The organism is Arthrobacter cryoconiti (assembly GCF_020905375.1).
Classification (GTDB): domain Bacteria; phylum Actinomycetota; class Actinomycetes; order Actinomycetales; family Micrococcaceae; genus Specibacter; species Specibacter cryoconiti.
The window spans coordinates 40,311-65,852 of record NZ_JAJJBU010000024.1; the positions used below are offsets into that span (position 1 = coordinate 40,311).

The window sequence follows — 25,542 nt, forward strand, 5'->3', positions numbered from 1 at the left end:
ACTACTTAGGTTCTTTCTAAGGAGGCTCCCAGCTTTTGCTGGGGGCCTCCTTTTTCCATTTAGTGGTGTTAATCGCCGATTTGGTGAATGTGTCGTCTAAGCTGGTGGTTCACCATGAGTTAGGGAAGAACATGAATTACCCACTGCAGCCTCCAACCAGTCAGCAGCCAGGATCATTCGCCACTGAACTCAATGACGCGTACCGAGTGGGTTACCTCCAGGGACACTTGGCTGGATGGCGTGATGCTGTGGCCCAGAGCGCGCAGCCAGCGCCCCAGGTGCCGCGAACCCAGCAAGAGCCGCAGGCCCAGAGCGCGCCCCAGGCCCGGCAAATCCCGCAGGCCCGCCAAATGCCCCAGGCCCCGCAAATCCCGCAGGCCCCGCAAATCCCGCAGGCCCAGAGCGCGCCCCAGTCCCCGCCTGTGCCGTTGATGCCGCAACAGGCTCCGAACTTGCGCAAATCTGCGAACTTCACTGCACCGCAACGTGCTCGCGTTGCGCAGAGTGGCCCCGTCTCCGCATCTCCGCGTTACCCTGCTGCTCGCGCGCTCACGCTGGCGAACCCCCATGAACTGGCGAGAAGAAAAGCCAGGCGTGAGTCGCAGAATATCAACATCACACTTTATATTGCAGCTTTGCTGATGGTGGCAGCAGCTGCCCTGTTCATTGCCAGTTCAGCGCCCACGGCCGTACGACTCATCGGCGTGTGGAGCGTAACGGCATTGTTCTACGGCGTTGGACTGGTACTCCATGCAAAGATTATTCGGCTCCGTCCAGCTGCCGTTGCCTTTGCTGGAACTGCGCTGGCACTTGTGCCGTTTGCCGGGCTGGCTACCTACAATCTTGGCTTTCCGGATGCACCAGTTGTCTGGCTGATTACTTCGGTGGTTGGCGCCGTTGCCTACGTTGTTACTGCCATACGACTCTCCAGTAGGTTGATCGTTTACCTCTCGATGGGTTTCTTTCTCTCCACGGCATGGTCCTCGGTCGCCGTTTTTGGTGCCGCTTTGGCATGGTACTTCACCATCTTGATTGTCTTCTCCGCGGTGCTCGTCTTGATCGGCAATTTGTTGGGTAAGCAGGGCGTCGGCCCTCAGGGCAGGGCAAATCTCTATGCCAGGCCGTTGGCCGCTCTTGGCCCGTGGTTCGCTCCGCTGGGGCTCATTGCTTCGCTGGTGTTCTCGCTCGCGTTGAATGCGGCCGACCACACTCTGGTGCTGGGTGCCGGAGTCTTCTACTACGCAGTCATGGCCATATTTGATAGCGCATCCATGCGTCGCTGGAACTACGTTGGTCTGCGGCTCTCTCTGACGTTGGCAGCGCCTTTCGCTGGCTGGCTTGTGGGGGAGTCCTGGGCATCCTCTGCGGGGACGATGACTGTTGTCTTGGCCGTTCAGCTTGTCCTGGTGGCACATAACCGCAGGTCTTTGGGGACGTGGCTGCGTACGTTGACGGGGCCTGATCTGGATGTGCAGTTCGGTGTTCCACTCACAGCTTTGTTGGCCCTGGTGTGGAGTGTGGGTCTAAGCGTTTCCCGGCACGACGCCGGAGCGTGGGTTTGGAGCCCGGCCTTGCCGTTCGTCGTTGCCTTGCTAACCGCGGTAGCCGTGGTTCCGGCATTGTCCCCACGGGGTGAATGGCTGCCACTGCCCTCGCTTGGCGGCATGCTCATGGCCTTCAGCTTGCTGAAGGCCAGTGACTGGACTATTTTTCTTGCTGTCGCTGCTGCATGTTCTCTGCTGAGATTCGTCACGGCGAGAGCAGCGGAGGTGCGCCAGGTCATGCTGATGGCTACCCGCTTGCTGGCCACTGCATTGGTTGCGTCGGCAATGGTTGCCTATGTTCCGTCACAACCAAGCAAAACTGCGGTGATCGTCGCCGTCTTGGCTGTGATCGCGGCTGGCCAATTGTTCGCTGATACCATGATGGGTCGTTATGGAGTGCCCAGTCGCGTCACGGCGCTCTCTGGTGCTGCGTGGGCTGTGATCGGCGCCGTACTTGTTGTGGCACTCGCCGTGCTGCATACGAACGCGCAGCTCATGGCAACAGGTGGACTGGTGGAAAGGGTGCAGGGTCCCTTCGTTTTGGCGGCCGTTGCGATGACAGTCAGTGTTTGTCTGCATTCTTGGCTCAATCTGCCAAAGACAGGTCAGTATGTGCCGGCGGAAATAATGGCGCCAGCCTACTTGGTTGTTGCCGGATTCAGTGCGGGGTTTGTCTTTGCGGCGAGCGGTGCTGTGGTGGCTTGGGGAACCGTGGTGGTGTTCCTAGTGGGCATGGCCCTGTGGGTGCCGGCACAAGCGGCCAGTGGGCACCGTTGGTTGTACTGGCGCAGTGCTAGGGCTGCCTCACTTTTGCTCGTGATCGGCCTTTTCCAGTTGTGGCAGGAGCATGTGCGCGTTCCAACGCTTTGGGGGAGCGAAGTAACACTGTCGATGATGTTAGTCGTTGTCCTGGTGGCCCATATTTTGATTCTTGCTGGAGCGCTGGTTCGAAAACGTACACAGACTTCCTTGGGCATCGATGTCCTGATGACGTTGGTGGTCGCAGTTCTTGCAGCGGGTACAGAGTTGCTCACGGGAGCTAATGAGACTTGGACCGGTGGCACTGTCATCGCCATGCTCGCAGTCTCCACTGCGGTGTTGGGCTGGTGCGCGGCTCGACGTTCACCAGCTGGCGATGACATGCACTCGCCATTGCCCACGTCTAATTCAGGAACCCACACTGAGGCATGGAACGCATTTTGGGCCCAGGCTGTCCTTGCAGCACTCGTGATTCCTTCGATCGCACGTGATCACGGAAGCACGAATTCGCAGGTGCTGCTGGGCCTGACGAGCGTGGCGACTCTTCTTCTTGCCGTGAGGGCAAGCCAGCCGTACTTGCGCGGCGCCTATTTCTTGCTGGCGAGGATCGTCGTGACGATCTTAGTTGCCGCGATGGTCATGGACTTTACCCGGAATCGCACCACATTGACGTTGACGTTGAGTGCGGTTTTGCTGGGCCAGTTGCTAGTGCAGTGGTTGGCCAGCACGTCTGCGGAGTCACGCTTGGTGGGAGAACCCAGAGTGCTCCGTGCGAGTCTCTGGCTGCTCCTTGCCGCTCAGATGATTATCCCCGTAGCCTATGTAGCTGACGCAGGTGGCTTCGACTATGGATCGGCCCAGCGCTGGGTGGTGGTCGTAGAAGTAGCCGTGCTTGCTGTCTCTTCCGTGGTGGCCCAAGTCGTACTCAAGCAGCGTGGTGCGTCCTATTTGGCGATCATTTCCGTGATGGGCGGCGCTGCCATCATGGCTCCGGTTCTGTGGCCAGGAACCATTGCATTAGCTATGGCGGGCCTGAGCGTGTGCGCCGTTCTCTGGCGTTATGTTCAGACGCCGCGAACCGCTGACATGCGTTGGTACTGGTTGATTGCAACCACAGCATTCCTGTGCACCGGCGCTCTAGTGGACTACGCCGCCGATCCGGGGATTCTGGCTATCATGTGGATCGTTGGCGGTGTGGCACTGATCGTGGGCGCCCATGTGCAAAACGTACCGTGGCTAACCCTGCCGGGCGCCTTGATGGTGGTTTTGGCAGCGGCTCTCATTCGAGCTCAAGTCTTTGAGCTGACACAACTTCTAGGCGGGGCCGCGCTTGCTGGTTTTGTGGTGGTTCTTTGCACACTGTATTTGGTCCGCCTGGTCCTGTGGGGTCTTGCTGACGTGGCCTCCATCCAACGCTGGAGCCTAGTGGGTGTGGCCATATGTGGCGGATTTGTCTTCGCGCTGATGGCTATGACAGAGCGAGATGTAATTCTGCTGGGTGCACTTGCCTTCACCATCACGGCTGTTCTGGCAGTCTTTGAGGCGCCGAGGGCACGACGGCGGATTATCGGCGACGTTGCCATTCTTGCCTGTGCACTTATTTGGTACTGGGCGAGTTCCATCTACGTGGATTTGGGACTCTTCTGGCTGGTGCAGTGGCTTGCAGCAGCGTTCGGGGCGCTGGCCGTCATCCGCTACGCCGCGAAACAGCCCGCTGTGGGCCGAGGACTCATGATGATCGCGGCCGGATTGGCTACGTTTGGAGCACTACTGACGTTCTTCAGCGCAGATGTTCTTGAGCAGCTCGTCTCACTCCTGCTATTTGTTGCTCTGCTGCTAGTGGGGATGATTGTTGACAACCGCGTTTTCACTATTTGGGGTGCTGCCGGGGTCGCCACCGCGGTTCTCTGGTACCTGCGAGGATTCACTTATGTTCTTCTAGCTGTCCTGGCTCTAGCCCTTATAGGCTTTGCGCTCTGGCGTCTGAACCGCAAGAAGCCTCCTACTCAGGCGCCCGGCTTACCCCACGGCGGCTCACCTCACACAGGTGCACCCAACGCCATGGGTCCGCCTGCTCCGCCGCAGTGAAGCCACTCTCGCTAGTGGCCATGGGAGCCTGGGCGTTATCTGACGCCGCGGACTCGGCCAACGGCAACTGCTCCGGCCAAAGCTGTTAAACCAGAGGCCAGGAACAGCCACGTAAAACCACCGGTGGCACTGACTAGCAGCGCACCCAGCATCGGGGCGAAAGCCTGTGGGACAGTCAGCGCAATGTTCATGATCCCCAGGTCTTTGCCGCGGGTGAGTTGGTCAGGAAGTACCTCTGTCGCGAGCGCCTGGTCCACGGAGAGGAAACATCCGTAGCCCAGTCCAAGGAGAGCTGCGGCAACAATGGCCGCTTCAAAGCTGGGAATGAACGCCAGTATCAGTGCCGCGGCGGCCTGCAGTACGGAGGCAGCAAACACGAATACGCGACGTCGGCCCAATTTATCGGATAAGCGTCCTAACCATAATGAAGCAATGACAACAAAGACCATGTAGACCAAGGTCAAGATGATCAAAGAGTCTGCAGCATCGACAACGTGCAGGCCGTACATCAGAAAATATAGCAGCAGACTAGTGCCAAAAGCATTGCCCAGATTCACGAGGATGCGGCTCAAAAGTGTCCAGCCAAAATCCGGGAACGCTTTGGGACTGATCCACATGCCTTCGCGCAGCGATCGGAAAGTCAACGGTGGCATCACACCGGGTGGGAGCACCTGATCGGGGACGAGCAAGAGAAAAGGAAGCCCCAGCAAGACCAGCAGTGCCGCCATCAACGCATACCCGGAAAAAGTGCCCAAGGCCAGTACTGTCACCAAGACCAGCCCGGCAATGATGCCGATGGCTTGAGGGGCGGAAATCCACCCGGAGACGTAGCCGCGTTGGTTTACCGGAACTTGATCACTAATGGCAGCAGTGAGGGCGGCCGTGAGTACGCAGAAAAAAGTGCTCGCGGCTACCCAGCACGCACCGATGCCGGGCAGTGTGGTTTGGAGCCCAAGGACCAGCAGTGAGATCCCAAACCCTGCTGTACCAACCGCGATCCAAGGTCGGCGCCGCCCAAAACGAGACGTCGTACGGTCCGAAAGCGCTCCCGTAAGCGGATAAGCAATGACGGCAAAGGCTCCAGCAATTCCGGAAATATAGCCGAACCCTAAAACGTTCGCCACCCAATCCTCGGTGTTGAGGAACTTCTCGATTTGCAACGGCAATAGCAGTTGCACGGGAGTTAACTGGGCAATCCACACGCCGAACCAGCTCAGTGCGAAGAGGGCTATCCACTTTCCGCTAACCCGTTGACTTGGAACCGCGGCAAGGGAGGTGGCGTCGCCCGCCGGTAGCACAGGGCCATTACTATTGGTGACATTGCTCACCCTTGTACCTTCTCATACCCGTCAACAGCGTGAAAGAGGCTCCCGCTCCGTCCGGAAATGTGCGCGAACAGCGCCAGATGGGCGGGCGTGATTGGCGTTTGAGGGCGTATTCGGGCATACTTATTGAGTTGTTCAAGTGCCTTTTCGTGTCCCGGTCGAGATAATGCTCGTCGCAGGGTCCAAGTCAAGGACCAAACATAACCTCTCCTTCGCATTCAGTGCGGGTACGTGCGCGACTTGTCGCGACACGCCCGACCGCGGGGGTCGGAGCTTCGGCGGATTGAGGAACCCGGAAATATCCGGATTCAGTTCGTTGGGAGCGTGGCTGTAAGTGCCACATTGAACAGGTAAAAGTAAACAGCGTTTACGTCCACAGCATCGCTCGGTCTTAGGGTGCTTCGTTACAGGAAAGAGAGTCACGACGCCATGGCGGGACAAAAAATCCGCATCCGGCTGAAGTCATATGACCACGAGGTCATTGATGTTTCAGCCCGGAAGATCGTTGAGACGGTCACGCGCGCAGGCGCAACGGTAGTAGGCCCCGTGCCGCTGCCCACCGAGAAGAACATTTACTGCGTAATTCGTTCTCCTCACAAGTACAAGGACAGCCGCGAGCACTTTGAAATGCGCACGCACAAGCGTCTAATCGACATCATTGATCCCACGCCGAAGGCAGTTGACTCGCTTATGCGTCTTGACCTGCCGGCCGACGTGAACATCGAAATCAAACTGTAGGGAGGTGCTGAGAAACTATGACCGCGACCCGAAACACTAAGGGCATCCTGGGCACGAAGCTCGGCATGACCCAGGTCTGGGATGAGAACAACAAGCTTGTTCCCGTAACTGTCGTCCAGGCTGATTCCAATGTCGTCACGCAACTGCGCAATGCAGACGTTGATGGCTATGTAGCGATCCAGATCGCCTACGGTGCGATCGATCCCCGTAAAGTCACCAAGCCTTTGGCCGGTCACTTCGAAAAGGCAGGCGTCACGCCTCGCCGCCACGTCGTCGAGCTGCGCACAAGCGATGCTGACACATACGCCCTCGGCCAGGAGCTCTCAGTTGAGATCTTCGAAGCCGGCCAGAAGGTCGACGTCGTCGGCACTTCAAAGGGTAAAGGCTTCGCCGGTGTCATGAAGCGTCACGGCTTCCATGGTGCCCCGGCATCGCACGGTGCTCACAAGAACCACCGCAAGCCCGGTTCCATCGGTGGCGCGTCCACCCCCGGCCGCGTTTTCAAGGGTGTCCGTATGGCTGGCCGTATGGGCGCTGAGCGTGTCACGACCATGAACCTCACGGTTCACGGCGTCGACGCCGAGAAGTCGCTGCTGCTGATCAAGGGTGCCGTCCCCGGCGCCCGCGGTTCGGTCGTCTTGGTACGCACCGCCGTGAAGGGAGCATAACAAAAATGGCAACTGTAAAGGTTGACCTGCCTGCAGAAATCTTCGACGTACAGACCAACGTGCCGCTCTTGCACCAGGTCGTCGTTGCACAGCTCGCTGCTGCACGCCAGGGTACGCACAAGACAAAGACCCGCGCTGAAGTATCTGGTGCAGGCCGCAAGCCGTTCGCTCAGAAGGGTACCGGCCGTGCCCGTCAGGGTTCCATCCGTGCTCCCCACATGACCGGCGGTGGCGTTGTCCACGGTCCGACTCCTCGTGACTACAGCCAGCGCACCCCCAAGAAGATGAAGGCTGCTGCACTGCGCGGCGCTCTCTCCGACCGGGCACGCAACGGACGTATCCATGTTGTTGCGCAGCTGGTGAATGGCACTAAGCCGTCCACCAAGGCTGCCAAGGAACTTCTCGCCGGCGTGTCCGAGCGCAAGAACCTGCTGGTCGTCATCGAGCGCGCCAACGACGTAGCCGCCTTGAGCGTTCGCAACATCCCCAACATCCACGTTCTGTACGTTGACCAGCTCAACACCTACGACGTGCTTGTTAGCGATGACATTGTGTTCACGCAGGCGTCTTACGAAATCTTCGTTTCCGGGCGCGCAAGTGCAGAAGCATTTGCTTCTAGCTTGCTGCTGGTCGAAGACGTTGTAGGCGTTGAAGCCGCTGAAGGCGCCGAAGGCACCATCAAGGGCAACAAGGACTCCATGAAGTACCACGTGCCTGGTTCACGCTGGTACGACGCCACTGTGGCCGAGGTTTGGTTCGCAACTGTTGAGGACGCCAAAGCCGCTGGCTTCGTTCCCGCCGGTGGCGAGTCGGCGCAAGCCATCTCAAACACCACGAATGAGGAGGACGCCAAGTGAGCGCCGTCACCATCAAGGATCCGCGCGACGTAGTACTTGCACCCGTCGTCTCGGAAAAGAGCTATGGCTTGATCGATGAAGGTAAATACACCTTCCTGGTCGACCCTCGCTCGAATAAGACCGAGATCAAGTTGGCTGTGGAGAAAATCTTCTCCGTCAAGGTTGACTCGATCAATACCATCAACCGTGTCGGTAAGCGCAAGCGCACCAAATTCGGATGGGGACAGCGCAAGAGCACCAAGCGTGCAATTGTCTCCCTCAAAGAAGGCACAATCGACATCTTCGGCGGTCCGCTTTCTTAAGCGGAGACCACTTTAACGAGGAAATAAACTATGGGAATCCGTAAATACAAGCCGACAACCCCGGGCCGTCGTGGCTCGAGCGTTGCCGACTTCAGTGAAATCACGCGGTCGACGCCGGAGAAGTCTCTGGTCCGTCCTCTGCCCAAAAAGGGTGGCCGTAACAACACCGGTCGTATCACGACTCGTCATAAGGGTGGTGGCCACAAGCGGGCCTACCGTCTGATTGACTTCCGTCGTCACGATAAGGACGGCGTCAATGCACGCGTAGCTGAGATCGAATACGATCCCAACCGCACAGCGCGCATTGCCCTCCTGCACTATGTTGATGGCACCAAGCGTTACATCATCGCTCCAAACAAGCTCAAGCAGGGTGACTTTGTTGAAGCCGGTTCTTCGGCCGATATCAAGCCCGGCAACAACTTGCCGTTGCGCAACATCCCCGTGGGTACAGTTATCCACGCTGTGGAGTTGCGTCCCGGGGGAGGGGCCAAGATGGCCCGTTCCGCTGGAGCTTCTGTTCAGCTAGTCGCCAAGGAAGGCCGATTCGCTCAGTTGCGTCTGCCTTCAGGTGAAATCCGCAACGTTGACGTCCGCTGCCGCGCGACGATCGGCGAAGTTGGCAACGCTGAGCAGTCCAACATCAACTGGGGTAAGGCTGGCCGCATGCGCTGGAAGGGCGTTCGCCCGACAGTGCGTGGTGTCGTCATGAACCCGGTTGACCACCCGCATGGTGGTGGTGAAGGTAAGACCTCCGGTGGACGTCACCCGGTCAACCCGAACGGTAAGCCTGAAGGCCGTACCCGCCGTCCCAACAAAGAGAGCGACAAACTTATTGTTCGTCGCCGTCGTACTGGCAAGAACAAGCGATAGGAGCCTCGAGACATGCCACGTAGCCTGAAAAAGGGTCCTTTCGTTGACCAGCACCTCTTTGTAAAGGTAGCTAGGGAAAACGAAAAGGGCACCAAGAACGTCATCAAGACCTGGTCCCGCCGTTCGATGATCATCCCGGACATGCTGGGTCACACGATCGCCGTACACGATGGTCGCAAGCACATTCCCGTGTTTGTTACTGAGTCGATGGTCGGGCACAAGCTCGGCGAATTCGCCCCCACGCGGACTTTCCGCGGCCATGTCAAGGACGACCGCAAGGGCAAGCGCCGCTAGGCGCTTGGCACTTACGGCTAAGACGAGAGAAGGATAGCAATGGAAGCCAAGGCAAGTGCGCGTCATCTGCGCGTAACGCCTATGAAGGCCCGGCGCGTCGTCAACCTGATTCGTGGCAAGCAGGCGAATGAGGCATTGGCGATTTTGAAGTTTGCCCCCCAGGCAGCTTCGGAGCCGGTATTCAAGGTAGTCCAGTCCGCAGTGGCTAACGCCCGCGTTCTGGCGGATCGCGACAGCGTCGCGTTCAACGAAAATGATCTGTACATTAGCGAAATCTTCGTTGATGACGGCCCCACCATGAAGCGGTTCCAACCGCGAGCACAGGGCCGTGCGTTCCAGATCAAGAAGCGCACCAGCCACGTCACAGTGGTTGTCGCTACCCCCGAGAAAGAGGAGGCTCGCTAAGTGGGACAGAAAGTAAACCCGCACGGGTTCCGTCTCGGGATCACTACGGACCACCGTTCACATTGGTTCGCGGACAGCAATAAGCCCGGCCAGCGGTACAAGGACTTCGTAAAAGAAGACATCCAGATCCGCGCACTCATGTCTACGGGCATGGACCGCGCCGGCATTTCCAAGGTTGAAATTGAGCGCACACGTGACCGTGTTCGTGTGGATATCCACACAGCACGTCCGGGTATCGTGATCGGCCGTCGTGGAGCAGAAGCAGACCGCATCCGCGGCGAGCTTGAAAAGCTCACCGGTAAGCAGGTCCAGCTGAACATCTTGGAAGTCAAGAACCCGGAAGCTGATGCTCAGCTTGTTGCCCAGGGCATCGCCGAGCAGCTGACTTCACGTGTGGCTTTCCGCCGCGCAATGAAGAAGGCCATGCAGTCCGCACAGCGCACCGGCAGTGTCAAGGGCATCCGTGTCGCTTGTGCCGGTCGTTTGGGTGGCGCTGAAATGTCACGCACCGAGTTCTACCGCGAAGGTCGTGTGCCTCTGCACACCCTGCGTGCCAACATCGATTACGGCTTCTTCGAAGCTAAGACTGTGTTCGGCCGCATCGGTGTCAAGGTCTGGATCTACAAGGGTGACGTCACGAGCAAGGAATTGGCTGCTCAGGCAGCTGCTGCACCTGCTCGAGGCCGTGGCCCCCGTCGTGACGGCGATGACCGCGGATCCCGCGGCCCCCGCGCCGGTGGCGACCGTCGTCGTAACGAGCGCACCGAGGCTCCGGCCGCGGCTGCGCCAGCTGCAGAGACTGTAGCTGTGGCAGTAGAAGGAGGGCAGGCTTAAATGCTTATCCCACGTCGAGTAAAGTTCCGCAAGCAGCACCACCCGGGTCGCTCCGGGCAGGCTACTGGCGGTACCACAGTGTCGTTTGGCGAATGGGGTGTACAGGCTTTGACGCCTGCCTACGTCACCAACCGTCAGATTGAGTCCGCTCGTATCGCAATGACTCGTCACATCAAGCGTGGCGGAAAGGTGTGGATCAACATCTACCCTGACCGTCCGTTGACGAAGAAGCCTGCCGAAACCCGTATGGGTTCCGGTAAGGGATCCCCCGAGTGGTGGATTGCGAATGTCAAGCCCGGTCGTGTTCTCTTCGAACTCTCCGGTGTATCAGAAGAGGTAGCTCGCGAGGCACTGCGCCTGGCAATCCACAAGCTGCCGTTGAAAGCACGCATCGTGCGTCGCGAAGGTGGTGAGTAGAGATGTCAGTTGGATCTAAGGATCTGGCCCCCGCACAGCTTGACGGGTTCGACAACGAGCGTCTTGTTGAAGAACTCCGGAAGGCCAAGGAGGAGCTGTTCAACCTGCGTTTCCAGTCCGCCACCGGTCAGCTGGAAAGCCACGGCCGTCTGCGCGTTGTTAAACGCGACATCGCCCGAATCTACACAGTGATGCGTGAGCGCGAGCTGGGCATTCGTCCAGACGTCGTTGCGCCCGCACCGGTGGAGAAGGCCTCCAAGAAGGCTGACAAGGAAGCCAAAAAGGCCTCCAAGAAGGCTGACGAAACAAAGGAGGACGCCAAGTGAGCGATTCTGTAAGCAACATTGAAGAAGGCGCCGGCACCGTGGTTCGCCACGAACGCAAGAAATTGCGTGGCTATGTCGTCTCCGACAAGATGGAAAAAACCATCGTCGTCGAGGTTGAGGACCGCGTAAAGCACGCCCTCTACGGCAAGGTTCTTCGCCGTACCTCGAAGGTCAAGGCTCATGATGAAGAGAACAGCGCCGGCATCGGCGACCTGGTCCTCATCAGCGAGACTCGTCCGCTCTCCGCCACCAAGCGGTGGCGCCTAGTCGAGGTAATCGAAAAGGCTAAGTAAGCTTCTTCAACGTCCGCGTTGAGATTGTGAACTAAATTGCTGGGCCCGGCACCGTTTACGGTGGCGGGCCCAGCGTCGTTTAATACCCGGAACTGGCGCGAGGACTCTGGCATTCCCTCGGCGACTATCCGACACACGGCCGCGGGCGGCCTTTGTGTCTCCTTTACGTCGCCTACGTGAACACCAGAGTTTTACCCCCGGAACTGGCGCGTAGACTCTGGCATTCCCTCGGCGACTATCCGACACACGGCCGCGGGCGGCCTTTGTGTCCCCTTTACGTCGCCTACGTGAACACCAGAGTTTTACCCCCGGAACTGGCGCGTAGACTCTGGCATTCCCTCGGCGACTATCCGACACACGGCCGCGGGCGGCCTTTGTGTCCCCTTTACGTCGCCTACGTGAACACCAGAGTCTTACCCCCGGAACTGGCGCGTAGACTCTGGCATTCCCTCGGCGACTATCCGACACACGGCCGCGGGCGGCCTTTGTGTCTCCTTTACGTCGCCTACGTGAACACCAGAGTTTTACCCCCGGAACTGGCGCGTAGACTCTGGCATTCCCTCGGCGACTATCCGACACACGGCCGCGGGCGGCCTTTGTGTCTCCTTTACGTCGCCTACGTGAACACCAGAGTTTTACCCCCGGAACTGGCGCGTAGACTCTGGCATTCCCTCGGCGACTATCCGACACACGGCCGCGGGCGGCCTTTGTGTCTCCTTTACGTCGCCTACGTGAACACCAGAGTTTTACCGTGGTGGTATCGACAGTCTTGGTCTGTGCTCGGTGTGGGGTAGGCAACGCTTTTGGTGAGACCACGACGTCAGGTGTGGTAGCGCCGCCGTGCTAGGATAGTCTATTGCTGCGCCTTTTCTGTGCCGCCATTTTGGTGGAGGCAGTGGTGCGCAATTACCTCGTAAATGCTCGTGCCACTACAAACTGCCGTCCTCGTTCTGGAGAAATTCAGTCACAGGTGCGGAAAGTGCAGTTGGCATGAGACATTTAGGCGCGTTCTGGCAAAATCCAGGCGCGTCAAGAGACATCCCGATCAATACGTTCCGCAAGGCTTATCCACAGCGGTTTTTGTGGCCAAGAACCGGCGCGACGAACAGGAGACACTAGTGATTCAGCAGGAGTCGCGGCTTAAGGTCGCCGACAACACGGGTGCCAAGGAAATCTTGACCATTCGCGTTCTCGGTGGATCTGGGCGCCGCTACGCAGGCATTGGCGACACGATTGTCGCAACCGTCAAGGATGCAATCCCTGGCGGCAACGTAAAGAAGGGTGACGTCGTTAAGGCTGTCATCGTTCGCACAAAGAAGGAACGCCGTCGCTCGGATGGTTCCTACATCAAGTTCGATGAGAATGCCGCTGTGCTTCTCAAGACTGACGGGGACCCTCGTGGTACCCGTATCTTCGGCCCGGTCGGCCGTGAACTTCGTGAAAAGAAGTTCATGAAGATCGTCTCGTTGGCTCCGGAGGTGCTCTAACTTATGGGAAAGATCAAGCAGGGTGACCTGGTTCAGGTCATCACAGGTGGCAAGCCTGAGCGTGGCGGAGATCGTGGCAAGCAGGGCAAGGTCCTGAAGGTCTACACCGAAACCAACCGCGTGTTGGTTGAAGGCGTAAACCGTATCACGAAGCACACCAAGGCTGGCCAGACGGAACGTGGCACCACTACTGGTGGTATCGAAATCGTCGAGGCACCCATTCACGTTTCCAACGTTGCTGTGGTGGACCCGTCCACCAAGAAGCCGACTCGCGTTGGCTACCGCATCGAAACCGTTGAGCGCGACGGCCGCGAGCGTCAAGTACGCGTCCGCGTTGCCAAAGCCTCGGGGAAGGATCTGGCATGAGCGCCGAAGTTGCAGAGAGCACACCCAAGATCACGCCGCGCCTAAAGACCCGCTACGCAGCGGAAATCAAGGCGGCACTGGTTGAAGAATTCAAGTACGCGAACGTCAACCAGGTTCCGCGCCTGGTCAAGGTCGTTGTCAACATGGGTGTTGGAGATGCCGCTAAGGACTCCAAGATCATTGACGGCGCCGTCCGCGACATGACAGCCATCACCGGCCAGAAGCCCCAGGTTTCCAAGGCCCGCAAGTCGATCGCCCAGTTCAAACTGCGCGAAGGCATGCCGATTGGTTGCCACACCACGTTGCGTGGAGATCGCATGTGGGAATTCTTGGACCGTTTGGTCACCCTCGCACTGCCCCGTATCCGCGACTTCCGCGGCCTAAGCGGCAAGCAGTTCGATGGCAATGGTAACTACACCTTCGGTTTGACCGAGCAGGTTATGTTCCACGAGATCGATCAGGATTCCATTGACCGCGTTCGCGGTATGGATATCACGGTTGTGACCACCGCTAAGACCGATGACGAAGGCCGTGCTTTCTTGAAGGCACTTGGTTTCCCGTTCAAATCCGAAGATAAATAATCTACGTAAAAGGTCCCACAGCACTCTCACCGGCATTAGCCAGTGTGAGTGAAGGAAACCGTTACGAGGAAGGGCAAGCGCCCAAATGACAATGACAGATCCTGTCGCAGACATGCTTACGCGTCTGCGCAACGCAAACTCGGCACACCACGACACCGTGTCCATGCCGTTTAGCAAGCTTAAAGGCCACATCGCCGACATCCTCAAGGCACAGGGCTACATTGCTGCCTGGAAGGTCGAAGACGCCGAAGTTGGCAAGAAGATGACCATCGACTTGAAGTACGGTCCCACACGCGAGCGTTCAATCGCTGGCTTGCGCCGCATCTCCAAGCCGGGACTGCGCGTTTACGCAAAGTCCACAAACCTTCCCAACGTGTTGGGTGGTTTGGGTGTGGCTATCTTGTCGACGTCCTCCGGTCTGCTGACCGATCGCCAGGCTGCCAAGAAGGGCGTGGGTGGGGAAGTCCTCGCCTACGTCTGGTAGTAGAGAGAAGGGAAAGAATAATGTCACGTATTGGACGTCTCCCCATCTCCGTGCCTGCCGGCGTCGAAGTTAAGGTTGAAGAGAACCTAGTTTCCGTCAAGGGCCCGAAGGGAACGCTGGCACTCACTGTCGCCAACCCCATCACGGTAGCTCTCGAAGAGAACACCATCACGGTTAGCCGCCCCAACGATGAGCGCAACTCGCGTTCACTCCACGGCCTCACCCGTACCCTGATTGACAACCTGATCGTCGGTGTCACAAAGGGCTACGAAAAGAAGCTGGAAATTGTTGGAACTGGTTACCGTGTACTCGCCAAGGGCAGCAACCTAGAGTTCGCTCTGGGCTTTAGCCACCCGGTTGTCGTTGAGGCACCCGAGGGCATCACACTGACGGTTGAGAGCCCCACCAAGCTCTCCGTTTCAGGTATTGACAAGCAGCAGGTGGGCGAAGTTGCTGCCAACATCCGCAAGCTGCGCAAGCCCGACCCCTATAAGGGCAAGGGCGTTCGTTACGCTGGCGAGATCATCCGCCGCAAGGTCGGAAAGGCTGGTAAGTAACCATGGCACTATCCGTACGAGGAAAGTCCAAGGCCGCAGCACGCGGCCGTCGTCACCTGCGAGTTCGCAAGCGCGTTAGCGGTACAACCGTTCGCCCGCGTCTTGTGGTCAACCGTTCGGCCCGCCACGTATTCGTGCAGGTCATTGATGACACCAAGGGTCTGACCCTGGTGTCGGCATCGACTTTGGAAGCCGACATGCGCTCCTTTGACGGTGACAAGACCGCTAAGGCCAAGCGTATTGGTGAGCTCGTTGCCGAGCGTGCCAAGGCTGCAGGTATTGAAGCTGTTGTCTTCGACCGTGGTGGTAACCGCTACCATGGCCGTGTCGCAGCCATTGCCGATGGCGCACGTGAAGGTGGTCTGGCACTGTGACCGAGAACATTAACAAGGAGAACACTGTGTCAGAAGCAACTGCCGCTGACGGTGCCGCCGTAAAGACTGAGACTGCTGCTGCTGCAACCGATGGCGGCCGTGGCCGTGGCGGTCGCGATGGTGGCCGTGGAGGTCGCGAAGGCGGTCGTGACGGTGGCCGTGGCCGCGGTCGCGATGGTGGCCGCGAGGCCGAGAAGAACCAGTTCATCGAGCGTGTTGTCAACATCAACCGCGTTGCCAAGGTCGTTAAGGGTGGTCGTCGCTTCAGCTTCACCGCCCTCGTGATCGTCGGTGACGGCAACGGAATGGTTGGCGTTGGCTACGGCAAGGCTAAAGAAGTACCTGCAGCCATTGCCAAGGGTGTGGAAGAGGCCAAAAAGTCCTTCTTCCGTGTTCCTTTGATTGGCAAGACCGTTCCGCACCGCGTTCAGGGTGAGGCCGCTGCTGGCGTCGTCATGCTGCGCCCGGCTGCTGCCGGTACCGGTGTTATTGCAGGTGGCCCTGTTCGTGCCATCTTGGAATGCGTCGGCATCCATGATGTCCTCTCGAAGTCACTGGGATCCTCCAACGCCATCAACATTGTTCACGCAACTGTTGACGCACTCAAGCGCTTGGAAGACCCCAAGGCTGTCGCGGCTCGCCGCGGTTTGCCGTTGGACGAGGTTGCCCCAGCCGTGCTGTTGCGCAATATGCAAAAGGCAGGTCTGTAATGACGACACCGAAGAACATCCAGGTTTCTGAAAAGAAGCTGGAAATCACTCAGATCAGGGGCGTCGTTGGCGTCAAGCAGAACCAGAAGGATTGCCTTCGTTCACTGGGCCTCAAGCGCATCGGTCATACCGTTGTCCGCACGGCTGACTCAGTGACCACAGGGATGATCAACACGGTTCCGCACCTAGTCAAGGTTGAGGAGGCTAAGTAAAAGTGGCTACTGAAAAGACTGTCGAAACTGCGCAAAAGCAGAATGCACTAAAGGTCCACCACCTGCGCCCCGCGCCCGGATCCAAGACGGCTAAGACCCGTGTTGGCCGTGGTGAGGGTTCCAAGGGTAAGACCGCCGGTCGCGGTACCAAAGGTACTAAGGCTCGTTACCAGATCAAGGCTGGCTTTGCCGGCGGCCAGTTGCCGTTGCACATGCGCCTGCCGAAACTGCGTGGCTTCAAGAACCCGTTCCGCGTCGAGTTCCAGGTTGTAAACCTGGACAAGCTGAACGAGCTCTACCCCGAAGGTGGCGTTGTCACCGTTGAGACACTGGTTGAAAAGGGTGCCGTTCGTAAGAACCAGCCTGTGAAGGTTCTGGGCACCGGTGACATCTCCGTCAAGGTTGACGTCACCGCCCACGCTTTCTCCACCAGCGCAGCGGAAAAAATTGCTGCTGCAGGTGGCTCCACTACTGAACTCTAAAGTTCTCTAGTGTGCACATCTAACGACTAGACTCTTGGTGGGCGGATCAAATGTTCCGCTCACCAAGAGTCTTTTCGTCTCGGTAGACACGCTGCGCGTCATTGCTCTGCGTAGCCGACAATAAACTCGGTTTCAGTGCGAGCCATATCACGCACTAGAATCTTTTCTTGGGCTTCACTTACGAACCCCTCGCCATCTCTAGACATCAGGAGGACGCTTGCTTACCGCATTTGGCCGCGCCTTTCGCACGCCTGATCTGCGACGCAAGTTGTTGTTCACGCTGGGAATCCTCGCCATTTTCCGCTTGGGTGCGTTCATCCCCTCGCCAGGAATCGATTATCGAAACGTCCAGCAGTGCGTGAACTCTGCCAACACCAATGAGGGTCTTTATCAGCTGGTGAACCTGTTCAGCGGCGGAGCCTTGCTGCAGGTCTCCATCTTTGCTCTCGGGATCATGCCCTACATCACAGCGAGCATCATTGTTCAGCTGCTGCGCGTGGTCATTCCCCGCTTCCAGGAACTCCACCTTGAAGGTGCCCAGGGCCAAGGGAAACTGACCCAGTACACGCGCTACCTCACCATTGCCTTGGGCCTACTCAACGGTACGACTTTGGTGACTCTGGCCCGATCTGGTCAGCTATTTGCCGGGTGTGGTGCCGCAGGCACTGCTACCCCGTTGATCCCGAATGACAACCTGATTACGATCGTTCTTTTGATTCTGACCCTGACGGCCGGCTCCGGCTTGATCATGTGGATGGGCGAACTTGTTACCGAGCAAGGTGTTGGCAACGGTATGTCCTTGCTGATCTTCGTTGCTATCGCAGCTCAGTTCCCGACGTCGCTGGGCGCCATTTTGAAGACTCAAGGCTGGGGTACGTTCTTGATCGTCCTGGTCCTTGGACTCGTGGTGGTGGCACTTGTGGTGTTCGTTGAGCAGTCTCAGCGCCGTGTCCCGGTTCAGTATGCCAAGCGCATGATTGGCCGGCGCACCATGGGAGGGACCAGCACTTACATCCCGATCAAGGTGAACATGGCCGGAGTAATCCCGGTGATCTTTGCTTCCTCGATGCTGTACCTTCCAGCTTTGCTGGCCCAATTCGCCACGCCGGCAAATGGTGGGAACACGCCGCCGTGGATCGACTTCATCAACAACTACTTAGTCCGCGGCGATCACCCGTTCTACATGTTGATGTATTTCCTCCTGACAGTGGGCTTTACGTACTTCTATGTCGCGATTACTTTCGATCCGGAAGAAGTCTCTGACAATATGAAGAAGTACGGTGGGTTCATTCCCGGTATTCGAGCCGGAAAGCCTACGCAAGATTATCTGCAGTACGTGATCTCTCGCATCACCTTGCCTGGATCGCTCTACCTAGGTGTTGTGGCGCTTATTCCGCTGATTGCCCTAGTCATGGTGGGAGCGAACCAGAACTTCCCGTTTGGCGGCACGTCGTTGCTGATCGTCGTTGGAGTTGGGTTGGAGACCGTCAAGCAGATTGATGCGCAACTGCAACAGCGCCACTACGAAGGGTTATTGCGATGACAAGAATGCTGATCATTGGGCCTCCCGGGTCTGGAAAAGGGACGCAGGCCGAACGCATCTGTGCGGAACTTGGCATTGTTGCCATCTCCACCGGTGATATTTTTCGGGCCAACGTCAAGGGTGGAACCCCGCTAGGCGTGGAAGCCAAAAAATATATGGACAACGGCGACTTTGTCCCTGACAGCGTCACCAACCGCATGGTTCGGGACAGGCTTGCCCAGGACGACGTCGCGCAGGGGTTTTTGCTTGATGGCTACCCCCGTACTACAGCCCAAGTCGATGAGCTTGATGACATTTTGGCAACGGCCGGCGTCGAGCTTGGTACGGTTGTCCAGCTGACCGCTGACGATGAAGAATTGGTCAAGCGCCTGCTGGGCCGCGCGCAGGAAACTGGGCGAAGTGACGATACCGAAAAAGTTATTCGGCACCGCCTGGACCTGTACCGCGAACAGACAGAAATTGTTCTTGCTCGTTATGCGGAGCGTGGGATTTTAGTCAAGGTCGACGGTCTTGGCGATATCGACGAAGTCACCAGCCGTGTCATGGACGCCATTAAGAAGACGGCTTAGATCCAAGAGCGAAGGCGTGCAAACGGCACACTGAGCATAGGAGGGCTCCTTCCCGATCGTTGGGGAGGAGCCCTTGGACATTTTCCAGTGAAGGGATTCCGACATGGCGTTTGGCCAGCAGCGGATTGAGTACAAAAGCATTGAACAGATGCGCATCATGCATCGCAGTGGGCTCATCTTAGACGATGCCCTAAATCAGACTATTGCAGCGGCCGCTCCCGGAGTCACGACGGGGGAGCTGAATAAGCTCTTTGCCTCGATCATCACCAAAGCTGGTGCGAAATCCAACTTCCTAGGCTATTACGACTATCCCGCGTCCATCTGCACGTCGGTGAACGAAGAAGTCGTCCATGGAATCCCCGGCAAGCGTGTTCTCAAGGCTGGAGACGTCCTTTCGATCGACGGGGGCGCGATCGTAGAGGGCTGGCACTCTGACTCCGCGCGGAGCACCATAGTGGGCGCAGCGGAAGAAGAAGACGTAGCAGACCGGCGGCTCAGCGACATTACCGAAGAGTCCATGTGGCATGGGATAGCGGCCATGGCTAGCGGCAAGTACGTTGGCGATATTGGCGACGCGATTGACGACTATGTCACGTCGGCGCCGGGAGCGCCGCTAGGCATCCTAGAGGACTACGTGGGCCACGGAATCGGTACCGCCATGCACATGGCCCCGGATGTGCTCAACTACAGATCCAAACATCGCGGCCCCAAACTCAAACCCGGAATGTGCCTGGCTATTGAACCGATGCTGGTGCGGGGAGCCCTGGAGACCACCACTCTCGGTGATGACTGGACCGTTGTCACTAACGACGGCGCTCGTGCCGCCCACTGGGAACACTCTGTTGCCATCCACGCAAAAGGCATCTGGGTTCTAACGGCGGCAGACGGCGGTGCTGAGCGCCTAGAAGCGTTGGGCGTCACGCCAGTGCCTCTGGGCTAGTCCCCACACCCTCCCCACCTGCGCTCCGCACCTGCGCTCCCCACCTGCGCTCCCCACCTGCGCTCCCCACCTGCGCTCCGTACAGCCGGGGCCCTCGGGTGCGTGGCCCCACCCCCACCCACCCTCCGCACTACTTCTTCCCTGTCTCTTGAGGTTTTCCGCTGAGGCAGGGATGAAGTGTTTAACCTCCCGTTTCCTGCTGTCCACTTTCAAGACACCCAATGCCGACGTTCGATGATTAACGTTTCGAGTGGTGCCGCGACAGGCCCCGCAAGCACTGCGGGTCGGATAGTCGTGGCTTGAATCGAGAGGGTGCAAGCGAAATGCGCATCTATGCCCACAGAGGGGTGTCGGCTCACTATCCGGAAAACACCCTGGCAGCTTTTGCCCGAGCGATTGAACTCGGTGTTGATGGGATTGAGTTGGATGTTCGGACTTCAGCTGACGGCGTTCCGGTCGTCATTCACGACGACACCGTCGAACGCACCACGAATGCCATCGGATCTATCGCTGACTTCACTGCCAAGCAGCTGAACTTACTAGACGCTGGCCACCGCCAGCACGTCCCCACGCTTGCTGCGGTCCTCAAACTTGCTGAAGGTAAAGCGCGGGTGAACATCGAACTCAAGGAATCGGCAGTTGTCCCAGCCGTACTGGAAGTGACCTCGTCTTTTGACAACCTTGACTGGTTTGCTTCCGGCTCAGACTGGGATGCACTGAAGCAACTGCGCGCGCTGGACCCGGGAAGCGATGTCCATCCGCTCACCGTAGGAAATCCCCTAGGTATGGATAGCACCGGAGATTTGGCCCGCGCAATTGAATTCGTGATCAATCACGGTGGATCGGGAGTATCCATTTGGGAAGGCTCCTTGGATCAGGTATCCGTGGACCTCATCCATGGACGAGGACTAAAAGTCTGGGCATGGACAGTCAACGACGGTGACCGCGCCTGCGAACTCGCCCAGCTCGGCGTGGATGCGGTATGCACCGATGACCCCGAATTGGTCCGCAACGCCGTCGGCCTTGGCATTTCATGACGGGGATGGATAAGTCGATTCCGCTGGGACGCACCAAGCGTCACGCCAGTGCTCGCGCCCGTCGGGAGGCATGGGTGTTTCTCGCATTGGCGCTACCAAACATAGTGCTGATTGCCTTCTTCACGTACCGGCCGCTACTACTGAACATGTACTACTCGACCTTGGACTGGACCTTAGGGTCGATGGATGCCGTCGTCGTGGGGCTGGGGAACTATGTGGAGTTCTTCACCTCTGGAGACGCCGAGGAAGTCCTGAGCATCACAGCCATTTTCACCGTAGCCACGGTGGGTGGAGCTCTAGTGCTTGGCTTATTGGTAGCGCTCGTGCTCAATAAGAAGGTACCCGGAGCGACGTTGGCCCGCTCTGCAGTGTTTGCCCCCTATGTCCTTTCCGGAGTAGGCGTAGGCCTGGTATGGCTCTTCATCTTTGATCCCGTCTATGGCGCACTTTCTTGGGTGCTGCGTGGCATAGGACTTGCCAGTCCGCAATGGATCAACGATCCCAACCTGGCCCTTGTCATGCTCATCATCGTGTACGTGTGGAAAAACTTGGGCTATTGCGCGGTCGTGTACTTGGCCGGGCTGCAGTCTCTGCCGAAGGACGTCATGGAGGCTGCTTCATTGGACGGTGCCGGAGCCTTTCGGCGTTTCTGGCTGGTCAGCTTCCCACTCCTCTCACCCACCACCTTCTTTCTACTAATAACAAGTCTCCTGAGCTCCCTTCAAGCGTTCGACATCATCAAGATCATGACGCCAACCGGCAACGGTACCGGAACCCTTATTTTCGAGGCATATTTGCAGGCCTTTGGTGCCTACAACCGTGCAGGGTACTCAGCTGCCATCTCGGTGGTGCTCTTCGTTGTTCTGCTCGCCATGACAGGAATGCAACTGCGTTTTGTCGAAAGGAAGGTGCACTACTCATGAGTTTGCAAACAACGCACGCGCCCCGAACTGGCCCGCTCTCTCCAGCTAACCTCGCCCGGACAGTGGTCACCGGATGGCTCCCGCTACTGCTCGCGATAGTCGTCGTGGCAGCACCCTTGGCCTGGATGGTCCTTTCTTCGCTGAAAGAACCAGGGGAAATCGTTAGCACTGAGCTTTCTGTGCTCCCAGCGAACCCCACTTTCCAGAACTACGTGCAGGCTGCCACGACGGTGCCCTTTGCCAGATTCTTTGCCAACAGCGTGATTGTCACGCTCATAGGCTCGACGGTCAAGTGTCTGCTTGCGATCCTGACCGCCTATGCGCTGGTATTCGTCCAGTTCCCGTTCAAAAGAGCCATCTTCTTGGCTATTTTGGTAGCCCTGATGGTGCCTCCACAGGTCGCCGTGTTGCCAAACTATATTTTTGTTGCCGGGCTGGGCGGTTTGAACACCTATTGGGGCATCATTTTGCCGGGACTTGGAACGGCTTTCGGGACCTTCTTGTTGCGACAACATTTCCTCACGCTGCCGGCGTCGATCCTTGAAGCAGCGGAGATCGACGGCGCCGGGCACCTGCGCAGACTATGGCAGGTGGTGGTCCCCATTTCGGGTCCCAGCATCGCAACGGTGGCACTTGTGACGATCGTGGGGGAGTGGAATGACTACATCTGGCCACTGATCATCACGGACAAGCCGGAGATGATGACCCTCCCGGTTGGGTTGACCCTACTTGCAAACAGCGATTCATCCGCACAGGCGTGGGGAATCCTTATGGCCGGTGCCGTCATAGTGATCGTGCCCATCTTGATCATCTTCGCTGCCCTTCAGCGCTTCATCGTGGCTGGACTGACACAGGGCTCAGTCACAGGATAATTTCCCCCGCCCGACCCGCAACTCCTTCGACGAACGCTTCTTTTCCCTTTGATAACTACCTATTGAAAGAGACATCGCCATGACGACTGATATCAACCGTAGAAATCTCCTCGCCGCTGCCGGACTCGGCATGGGTGCGCTGGCACTAGCTGCGTGCGGCGGGCCAAGCACCGCAGCCCCTGCGGCAACCGCATCGGCTACGGACTGGTCCAAGGTAAAGCCGGCAAGCAAGATCACTTTTATGTCCAGCCATCCCGGAAAATCTGCGGACATTGAGGCGGCGCTGATAAAGGACTTTCAGGCGGCGAACCCTGGGATCGAGGTTGAACTGGTCACCGGCGGCGCCAACTATGAAGAAGTCGCCCAGAAGTTCCAGACGTCCCAAGCCGGAAATAATGTCCCCGATGTTGTGGTGGCATCGGATGTGTGGTGGTTCCGCTACGCCATTGCTGGCACAGTGGTCCCACTAGAAGCCTTGTTGTCTGCGGTGGATGATAAGAGTGCAGGCTTCAATAAGACTCTCTATGACGACTACAACTACGGAGAAAGTCACTGGGCAGTCCCTTACGCGCGGTCCACACCGCTCTTCTACTACAACAAAGATCACTTTGCGGCAGCAGGCGTCCCGGACCGGGCACCGGCCACATGGGACGAGTTCGCCTCCTGGGCTCCAAAGATTCAAGCAGCCAATGCAGGTAAGCCAGGCTACCTGCACGCCTATCAGTACCCGGCGCTTGCCGGGTATGCCGGATGGACTTTGCAAAACGTCCTGTGGGGCCAGGGTGCTGGTTGGTCTAACAAGTGGGACATGACCGCTAACTCGGATGCTTCCGTGAAGGCCATGCAGTGGGTTGCGGACACCATTGTCAAAGACGGTTGGGCTGGTGTCTCCTCTAAGGACGCGGTTGCTGATATGACTGCCGGTGCAATTAGCTCAACGATTAGCTCCACGGGTGACCTTGTGGGGACTCTCAAGGCGGCATCCACCAGCGGCATGAATATCGGCGTCGGATTCCTTCCCGGAGGGGCCGTCTCAGCGTCACCTGTCTGCCCCACGGGAGGCGCAGGGCTGGTTATTGCAACGAAAACTTCTCCGGAGCGCCAGCTGGCCGCGGCAAAGTTTATTTCCTTTGTCACCAACGCTCAAAGCACCGCCAAGTTCTCGGCTGCGACCGGGTACATGCCAGTCCGCACGGACGCGGATATGACCCCTGTCTTGTCAGCCACTCCGCAGATCCAGGTGGCACTTGACCAATTGAAGGTAACGCGCAGTCAAGACTACGGCCGTGTATTCCTCCCGGGGGCGGACCTCGAGATGGCGAATGCGGCAGCAAAGATCATGAATGAAAAGGCCGATGTCAAAGCAACACTAGATACGCTCCAAGGCAAATTGGAAGAAATTTACACCAAGACTGTCAAGCCTAAGCTCAAGAGCTGATCTCTGCGGCGGTGGCGGTCGGCGTCAAGGAACGGGCATAATCGAAGCCATGAGTGGCTCATGGTCCGCTCAGCCGGTTCAGCGAAGGGTCACTTATGGTGCAGGAGAAGGCAGTGGAGCGAGGCGGGTCCATTACGGATGTCCCCGGCATCCGTGTCGGCCAGGCTCAGCGTATCGGAGATGGTTGGCTGACCGGTGTCACGGTGGTGTTGCCACCGTCTGGCACTATTGGTTCCGTTGACGTCCGTGGTGGAGGTCCTGGGACTCATGAAACGGATGCCCTCGATCCCACCACGCTGGTACCCACCGTTGATGCCGTCGTCTTAACCGGCGGCAGCGCGTACGGATTAGCCACGGCCACAGGAGTGCAACGGTGGTGCGAAGAAAATGGGAGAGGGTTTCCCGTCCCCGGCGGAGTGGTGCCGATCGTCCCGGCCGCAGCAATTTTTGACTTGGGCCGGGGCGGCGACTTTGCTGCCAGACCAGATGCTGACATGGGCTACGTGGCGGCCCTTGATGCGGCCAACTCTGCTGATGGGGCCGACGTCGCCCGCGGAAATGTTGGTGCTGGTACCGGGGCGGCGATTGGCGCAGGAGCGTTTAAAGGGGGCTTAGGTAGCGCCTCCCTCCGGCTCGGGGGTGAGAACAGCGCTGTGGTGCTCGGCGCACTGGCCGTAGTCAACGCCGCCGGCGTTCCTTGGCGCCCGGGGACCTACACACCATCAGCGGGACCGGGGCTGAACACTACCTTGGTGGTGGTGGCAACGAACGCCGTTTTGACTGCTTCGGAGGCTAAACGTACCGCCACCGCCGCGCATGCTGGAATGGCCCGCGCGCTCAATCCAGTGCACACCCTGGCTGATGGTGACACCATCTTCACCTTGGCAACTGGTGCTGTGCCGCTGACCCACGGTCCTGGGCTTGCTGTTGCCGCGATGATTGAGCTCCAAAGCGCCGCGGCCGAAGTCGTTCGGATGGCGATTCTCAACGGGGTAGCCAGCGCGAAAGCGGTAAATACGGATGCGGGAGTGTGGCCGGCCTATTCTTCCAAGAGCGACTAAATCTGCGCAGGGGATACTTTGGTCAATTTAACTTTCTTGGCGCTGTGGCGTAGAGTGGGTTGTTGGTTGTCCGTGCCCTGCAATAGTTGGGTGCGCTGCCGGGTTTGGTTGCGCGGTTTGGCTGTGCGCTAAAACCCTGCACAGCAAGTACCGGCGAACAACCCATACGTAGCAAATCCAATGCTG

General features: G+C 58.1%; 30 protein-coding genes. 29 read left to right on the forward strand and 1 reads right to left on the reverse strand.

The genetic code is table 11. The features are described from left to right. The first annotated feature begins 131 nt into the window (after window positions 1-131). Entirely contained in the window at window positions 132-4,391 is a 4,260-nt protein-coding gene (locus LOH53_RS12750; protein WP_230068130.1) for a hypothetical protein, read from the forward strand. A 35-nt stretch (window positions 4,392-4,426) separates the two neighbouring features. Here LOH53_RS12750 and LOH53_RS12755 read toward each other — a convergent pair whose 3' ends face one another. Continuing rightward, on the reverse strand, window positions 4,427-5,719 hold the full coding sequence (locus LOH53_RS12755; RefSeq protein WP_230068131.1) for an MFS transporter: 1,293 nt from the start codon (window positions 5,717-5,719) through the stop codon (window positions 4,427-4,429). 426 nt (window positions 5,720-6,145) lie between these two features. Between LOH53_RS12755 and rpsJ the strand changes: the two genes are divergently transcribed. The 28 genes from rpsJ to LOH53_RS12895 all read left to right on the forward strand — a co-directional run bounded on the left by rpsJ (window position 6,146) and on the right by LOH53_RS12895 (window position 25,356). Continuing rightward, window positions 6,146-6,454 carry a 30S ribosomal protein S10 gene (rpsJ, locus tag LOH53_RS12760; RefSeq protein ID WP_038464699.1) on the forward strand — a complete coding sequence of 103 codons (309 nt, stop codon included), beginning with the start codon at window positions 6,146-6,148 and terminating at the stop codon, window positions 6,452-6,454. A 17-nt stretch (window positions 6,455-6,471) separates the two neighbouring features. Next, window positions 6,472-7,122: a 50S ribosomal protein L3 gene (gene rplC / locus LOH53_RS12765; RefSeq protein WP_230068132.1), complete on the forward strand. Its 651-nt coding sequence runs from the start codon at window positions 6,472-6,474 to the stop codon at window positions 7,120-7,122. A 5-nt stretch (window positions 7,123-7,127) separates the two neighbouring features. Beyond that, window positions 7,128-7,979 carry a 50S ribosomal protein L4, sunset domain variant gene (rplD, locus tag LOH53_RS12770; RefSeq protein ID WP_230068133.1) on the forward strand — a complete coding sequence of 284 codons (852 nt, stop codon included), beginning with the start codon at window positions 7,128-7,130 and terminating at the stop codon, window positions 7,977-7,979. Further along, complete coding sequence (gene rplW, locus LOH53_RS12775; protein WP_230068134.1) at window positions 7,976-8,281, forward strand: 50S ribosomal protein L23; 306 nt, start codon at window positions 7,976-7,978, stop codon at window positions 8,279-8,281. The genes rplD and rplW overlap by 4 nt, the downstream gene beginning before the upstream one ends. A gap of 30 nt (window positions 8,282-8,311) precedes the next feature. Next, window positions 8,312-9,151 carry a 50S ribosomal protein L2 gene (gene rplB, locus LOH53_RS12780; protein WP_230068135.1) on the forward strand — a complete coding sequence of 280 codons (840 nt, stop codon included), beginning with the start codon at window positions 8,312-8,314 and terminating at the stop codon, window positions 9,149-9,151. 12 nt (window positions 9,152-9,163) lie between these two features. Next, window positions 9,164-9,445, forward strand: a complete 282-nt coding sequence (rpsS, locus tag LOH53_RS12785) for a 30S ribosomal protein S19 (protein WP_003803803.1) — start codon at window positions 9,164-9,166, stop codon at window positions 9,443-9,445. Between the two features lie 39 nt (window positions 9,446-9,484). Then, window positions 9,485-9,850: a 50S ribosomal protein L22 gene (gene rplV / locus LOH53_RS12790; protein ID WP_230068136.1), complete on the forward strand. Its 366-nt coding sequence runs from the start codon at window positions 9,485-9,487 to the stop codon at window positions 9,848-9,850. After that, window positions 9,851-10,684 carry a 30S ribosomal protein S3 gene (gene rpsC / locus LOH53_RS12795; protein WP_230068137.1) on the forward strand — a complete coding sequence of 278 codons (834 nt, stop codon included), beginning with the start codon at window positions 9,851-9,853 and terminating at the stop codon, window positions 10,682-10,684. Next, the gene (gene rplP / locus LOH53_RS12800; RefSeq protein WP_230068138.1) at window positions 10,685-11,101 is read left to right on the forward strand and encodes a 50S ribosomal protein L16; all 417 of its coding nucleotides are present in this window, start codon (window positions 10,685-10,687) and stop codon (window positions 11,099-11,101) included. A gap of 2 nt (window positions 11,102-11,103) precedes the next feature. Next, window positions 11,104-11,427: a 50S ribosomal protein L29 gene (gene rpmC, locus LOH53_RS12805; RefSeq protein WP_230068139.1), complete on the forward strand. Its 324-nt coding sequence runs from the start codon at window positions 11,104-11,106 to the stop codon at window positions 11,425-11,427. Beyond that, the gene (gene rpsQ / locus LOH53_RS12810; protein ID WP_376991619.1) at window positions 11,424-11,720 is read left to right on the forward strand and encodes a 30S ribosomal protein S17; all 297 of its coding nucleotides are present in this window, start codon (window positions 11,424-11,426) and stop codon (window positions 11,718-11,720) included. Before rpmC ends, rpsQ begins: the two co-directional genes overlap by 4 nt. Window positions 11,721-12,838: 1,118 nt before the next feature. Then, entirely contained in the window at window positions 12,839-13,207 is a 369-nt protein-coding gene (gene rplN / locus LOH53_RS12815) for a 50S ribosomal protein L14 (protein ID WP_230068140.1), read from the forward strand. 3 nt (window positions 13,208-13,210) lie between these two features. Continuing rightward, window positions 13,211-13,573, forward strand: coding sequence for a 50S ribosomal protein L24 (gene rplX / locus LOH53_RS12820; RefSeq protein WP_230068141.1), 363 nt, complete (start codon window positions 13,211-13,213; stop codon window positions 13,571-13,573). After that, window positions 13,570-14,154: a 50S ribosomal protein L5 gene (rplE, locus tag LOH53_RS12825; protein WP_230068142.1), complete on the forward strand. Its 585-nt coding sequence runs from the start codon at window positions 13,570-13,572 to the stop codon at window positions 14,152-14,154. Before rplX ends, rplE begins: the two co-directional genes overlap by 4 nt. An 85-nt stretch (window positions 14,155-14,239) precedes the next feature. Then, the gene (gene rpsH / locus LOH53_RS12830; protein WP_230068143.1) at window positions 14,240-14,638 is read left to right on the forward strand and encodes a 30S ribosomal protein S8; all 399 of its coding nucleotides are present in this window, start codon (window positions 14,240-14,242) and stop codon (window positions 14,636-14,638) included. Window positions 14,639-14,658: 20 nt separating this feature from the next. Beyond that, window positions 14,659-15,195, forward strand: a complete 537-nt coding sequence (gene rplF / locus LOH53_RS12835) for a 50S ribosomal protein L6 (RefSeq protein ID WP_230068144.1) — start codon at window positions 14,659-14,661, stop codon at window positions 15,193-15,195. 2 nt (window positions 15,196-15,197) lie between these two features. Further along, window positions 15,198-15,569, forward strand: a complete 372-nt coding sequence (rplR, locus tag LOH53_RS12840; protein WP_230068145.1) for a 50S ribosomal protein L18 — start codon at window positions 15,198-15,200, stop codon at window positions 15,567-15,569. A 26-nt stretch (window positions 15,570-15,595) separates the two neighbouring features. Further along, entirely contained in the window at window positions 15,596-16,279 is a 684-nt protein-coding gene (gene rpsE / locus LOH53_RS12845) for a 30S ribosomal protein S5 (protein ID WP_230068146.1), read from the forward strand. After that, the gene (gene rpmD / locus LOH53_RS12850) at window positions 16,279-16,491 is read left to right on the forward strand and encodes a 50S ribosomal protein L30 (protein WP_230068147.1); all 213 of its coding nucleotides are present in this window, start codon (window positions 16,279-16,281) and stop codon (window positions 16,489-16,491) included. Before rpsE ends, rpmD begins: the two co-directional genes overlap by 1 nt. 2 nt (window positions 16,492-16,493) lie before the next feature. Next, entirely contained in the window at window positions 16,494-16,973 is a 480-nt protein-coding gene (gene rplO, locus LOH53_RS12855) for a 50S ribosomal protein L15 (RefSeq protein ID WP_230068148.1), read from the forward strand. 217 nt (window positions 16,974-17,190) lie between these two features. Next, window positions 17,191-18,516 carry a preprotein translocase subunit SecY gene (gene secY / locus LOH53_RS12860; RefSeq protein ID WP_230068149.1) on the forward strand — a complete coding sequence of 442 codons (1,326 nt, stop codon included), beginning with the start codon at window positions 17,191-17,193 and terminating at the stop codon, window positions 18,514-18,516. After that, window positions 18,513-19,085 (forward strand): adenylate kinase, encoded by a 573-nt coding sequence (locus tag LOH53_RS12865; RefSeq protein ID WP_230068150.1) that lies wholly within the window; start codon window positions 18,513-18,515, stop codon window positions 19,083-19,085. The genes secY and LOH53_RS12865 overlap by 4 nt, the downstream gene beginning before the upstream one ends. A gap of 103 nt (window positions 19,086-19,188) precedes the next feature. Then, window positions 19,189-20,025, forward strand: coding sequence for a type I methionyl aminopeptidase (map, locus tag LOH53_RS12870; RefSeq protein ID WP_230068151.1), 837 nt, complete (start codon window positions 19,189-19,191; stop codon window positions 20,023-20,025). 299 nt (window positions 20,026-20,324) lie between these two features. Further along, window positions 20,325-21,062 carry a glycerophosphodiester phosphodiesterase gene (locus LOH53_RS12875; protein WP_230068152.1) on the forward strand — a complete coding sequence of 246 codons (738 nt, stop codon included), beginning with the start codon at window positions 20,325-20,327 and terminating at the stop codon, window positions 21,060-21,062. Between the two features lie 5 nt (window positions 21,063-21,067). After that, complete coding sequence (locus LOH53_RS12880) at window positions 21,068-21,985, forward strand: carbohydrate ABC transporter permease (protein WP_376991636.1); 918 nt, start codon at window positions 21,068-21,070, stop codon at window positions 21,983-21,985. Beyond that, the gene (locus tag LOH53_RS12885; RefSeq protein ID WP_230068154.1) at window positions 21,982-22,857 is read left to right on the forward strand and encodes a carbohydrate ABC transporter permease; all 876 of its coding nucleotides are present in this window, start codon (window positions 21,982-21,984) and stop codon (window positions 22,855-22,857) included. Before LOH53_RS12880 ends, LOH53_RS12885 begins: the two co-directional genes overlap by 4 nt. 79 nt (window positions 22,858-22,936) lie before the next feature. After that, on the forward strand, window positions 22,937-24,295 hold the full coding sequence (locus tag LOH53_RS12890; protein WP_230068155.1) for an ABC transporter substrate-binding protein: 1,359 nt from the start codon (window positions 22,937-22,939) through the stop codon (window positions 24,293-24,295). A gap of 95 nt (window positions 24,296-24,390) precedes the next feature. Beyond that, window positions 24,391-25,356, forward strand: coding sequence for a P1 family peptidase (locus LOH53_RS12895; protein ID WP_230068156.1), 966 nt, complete (start codon window positions 24,391-24,393; stop codon window positions 25,354-25,356). Window positions 25,357-25,542 lie beyond the last annotated feature (186 nt).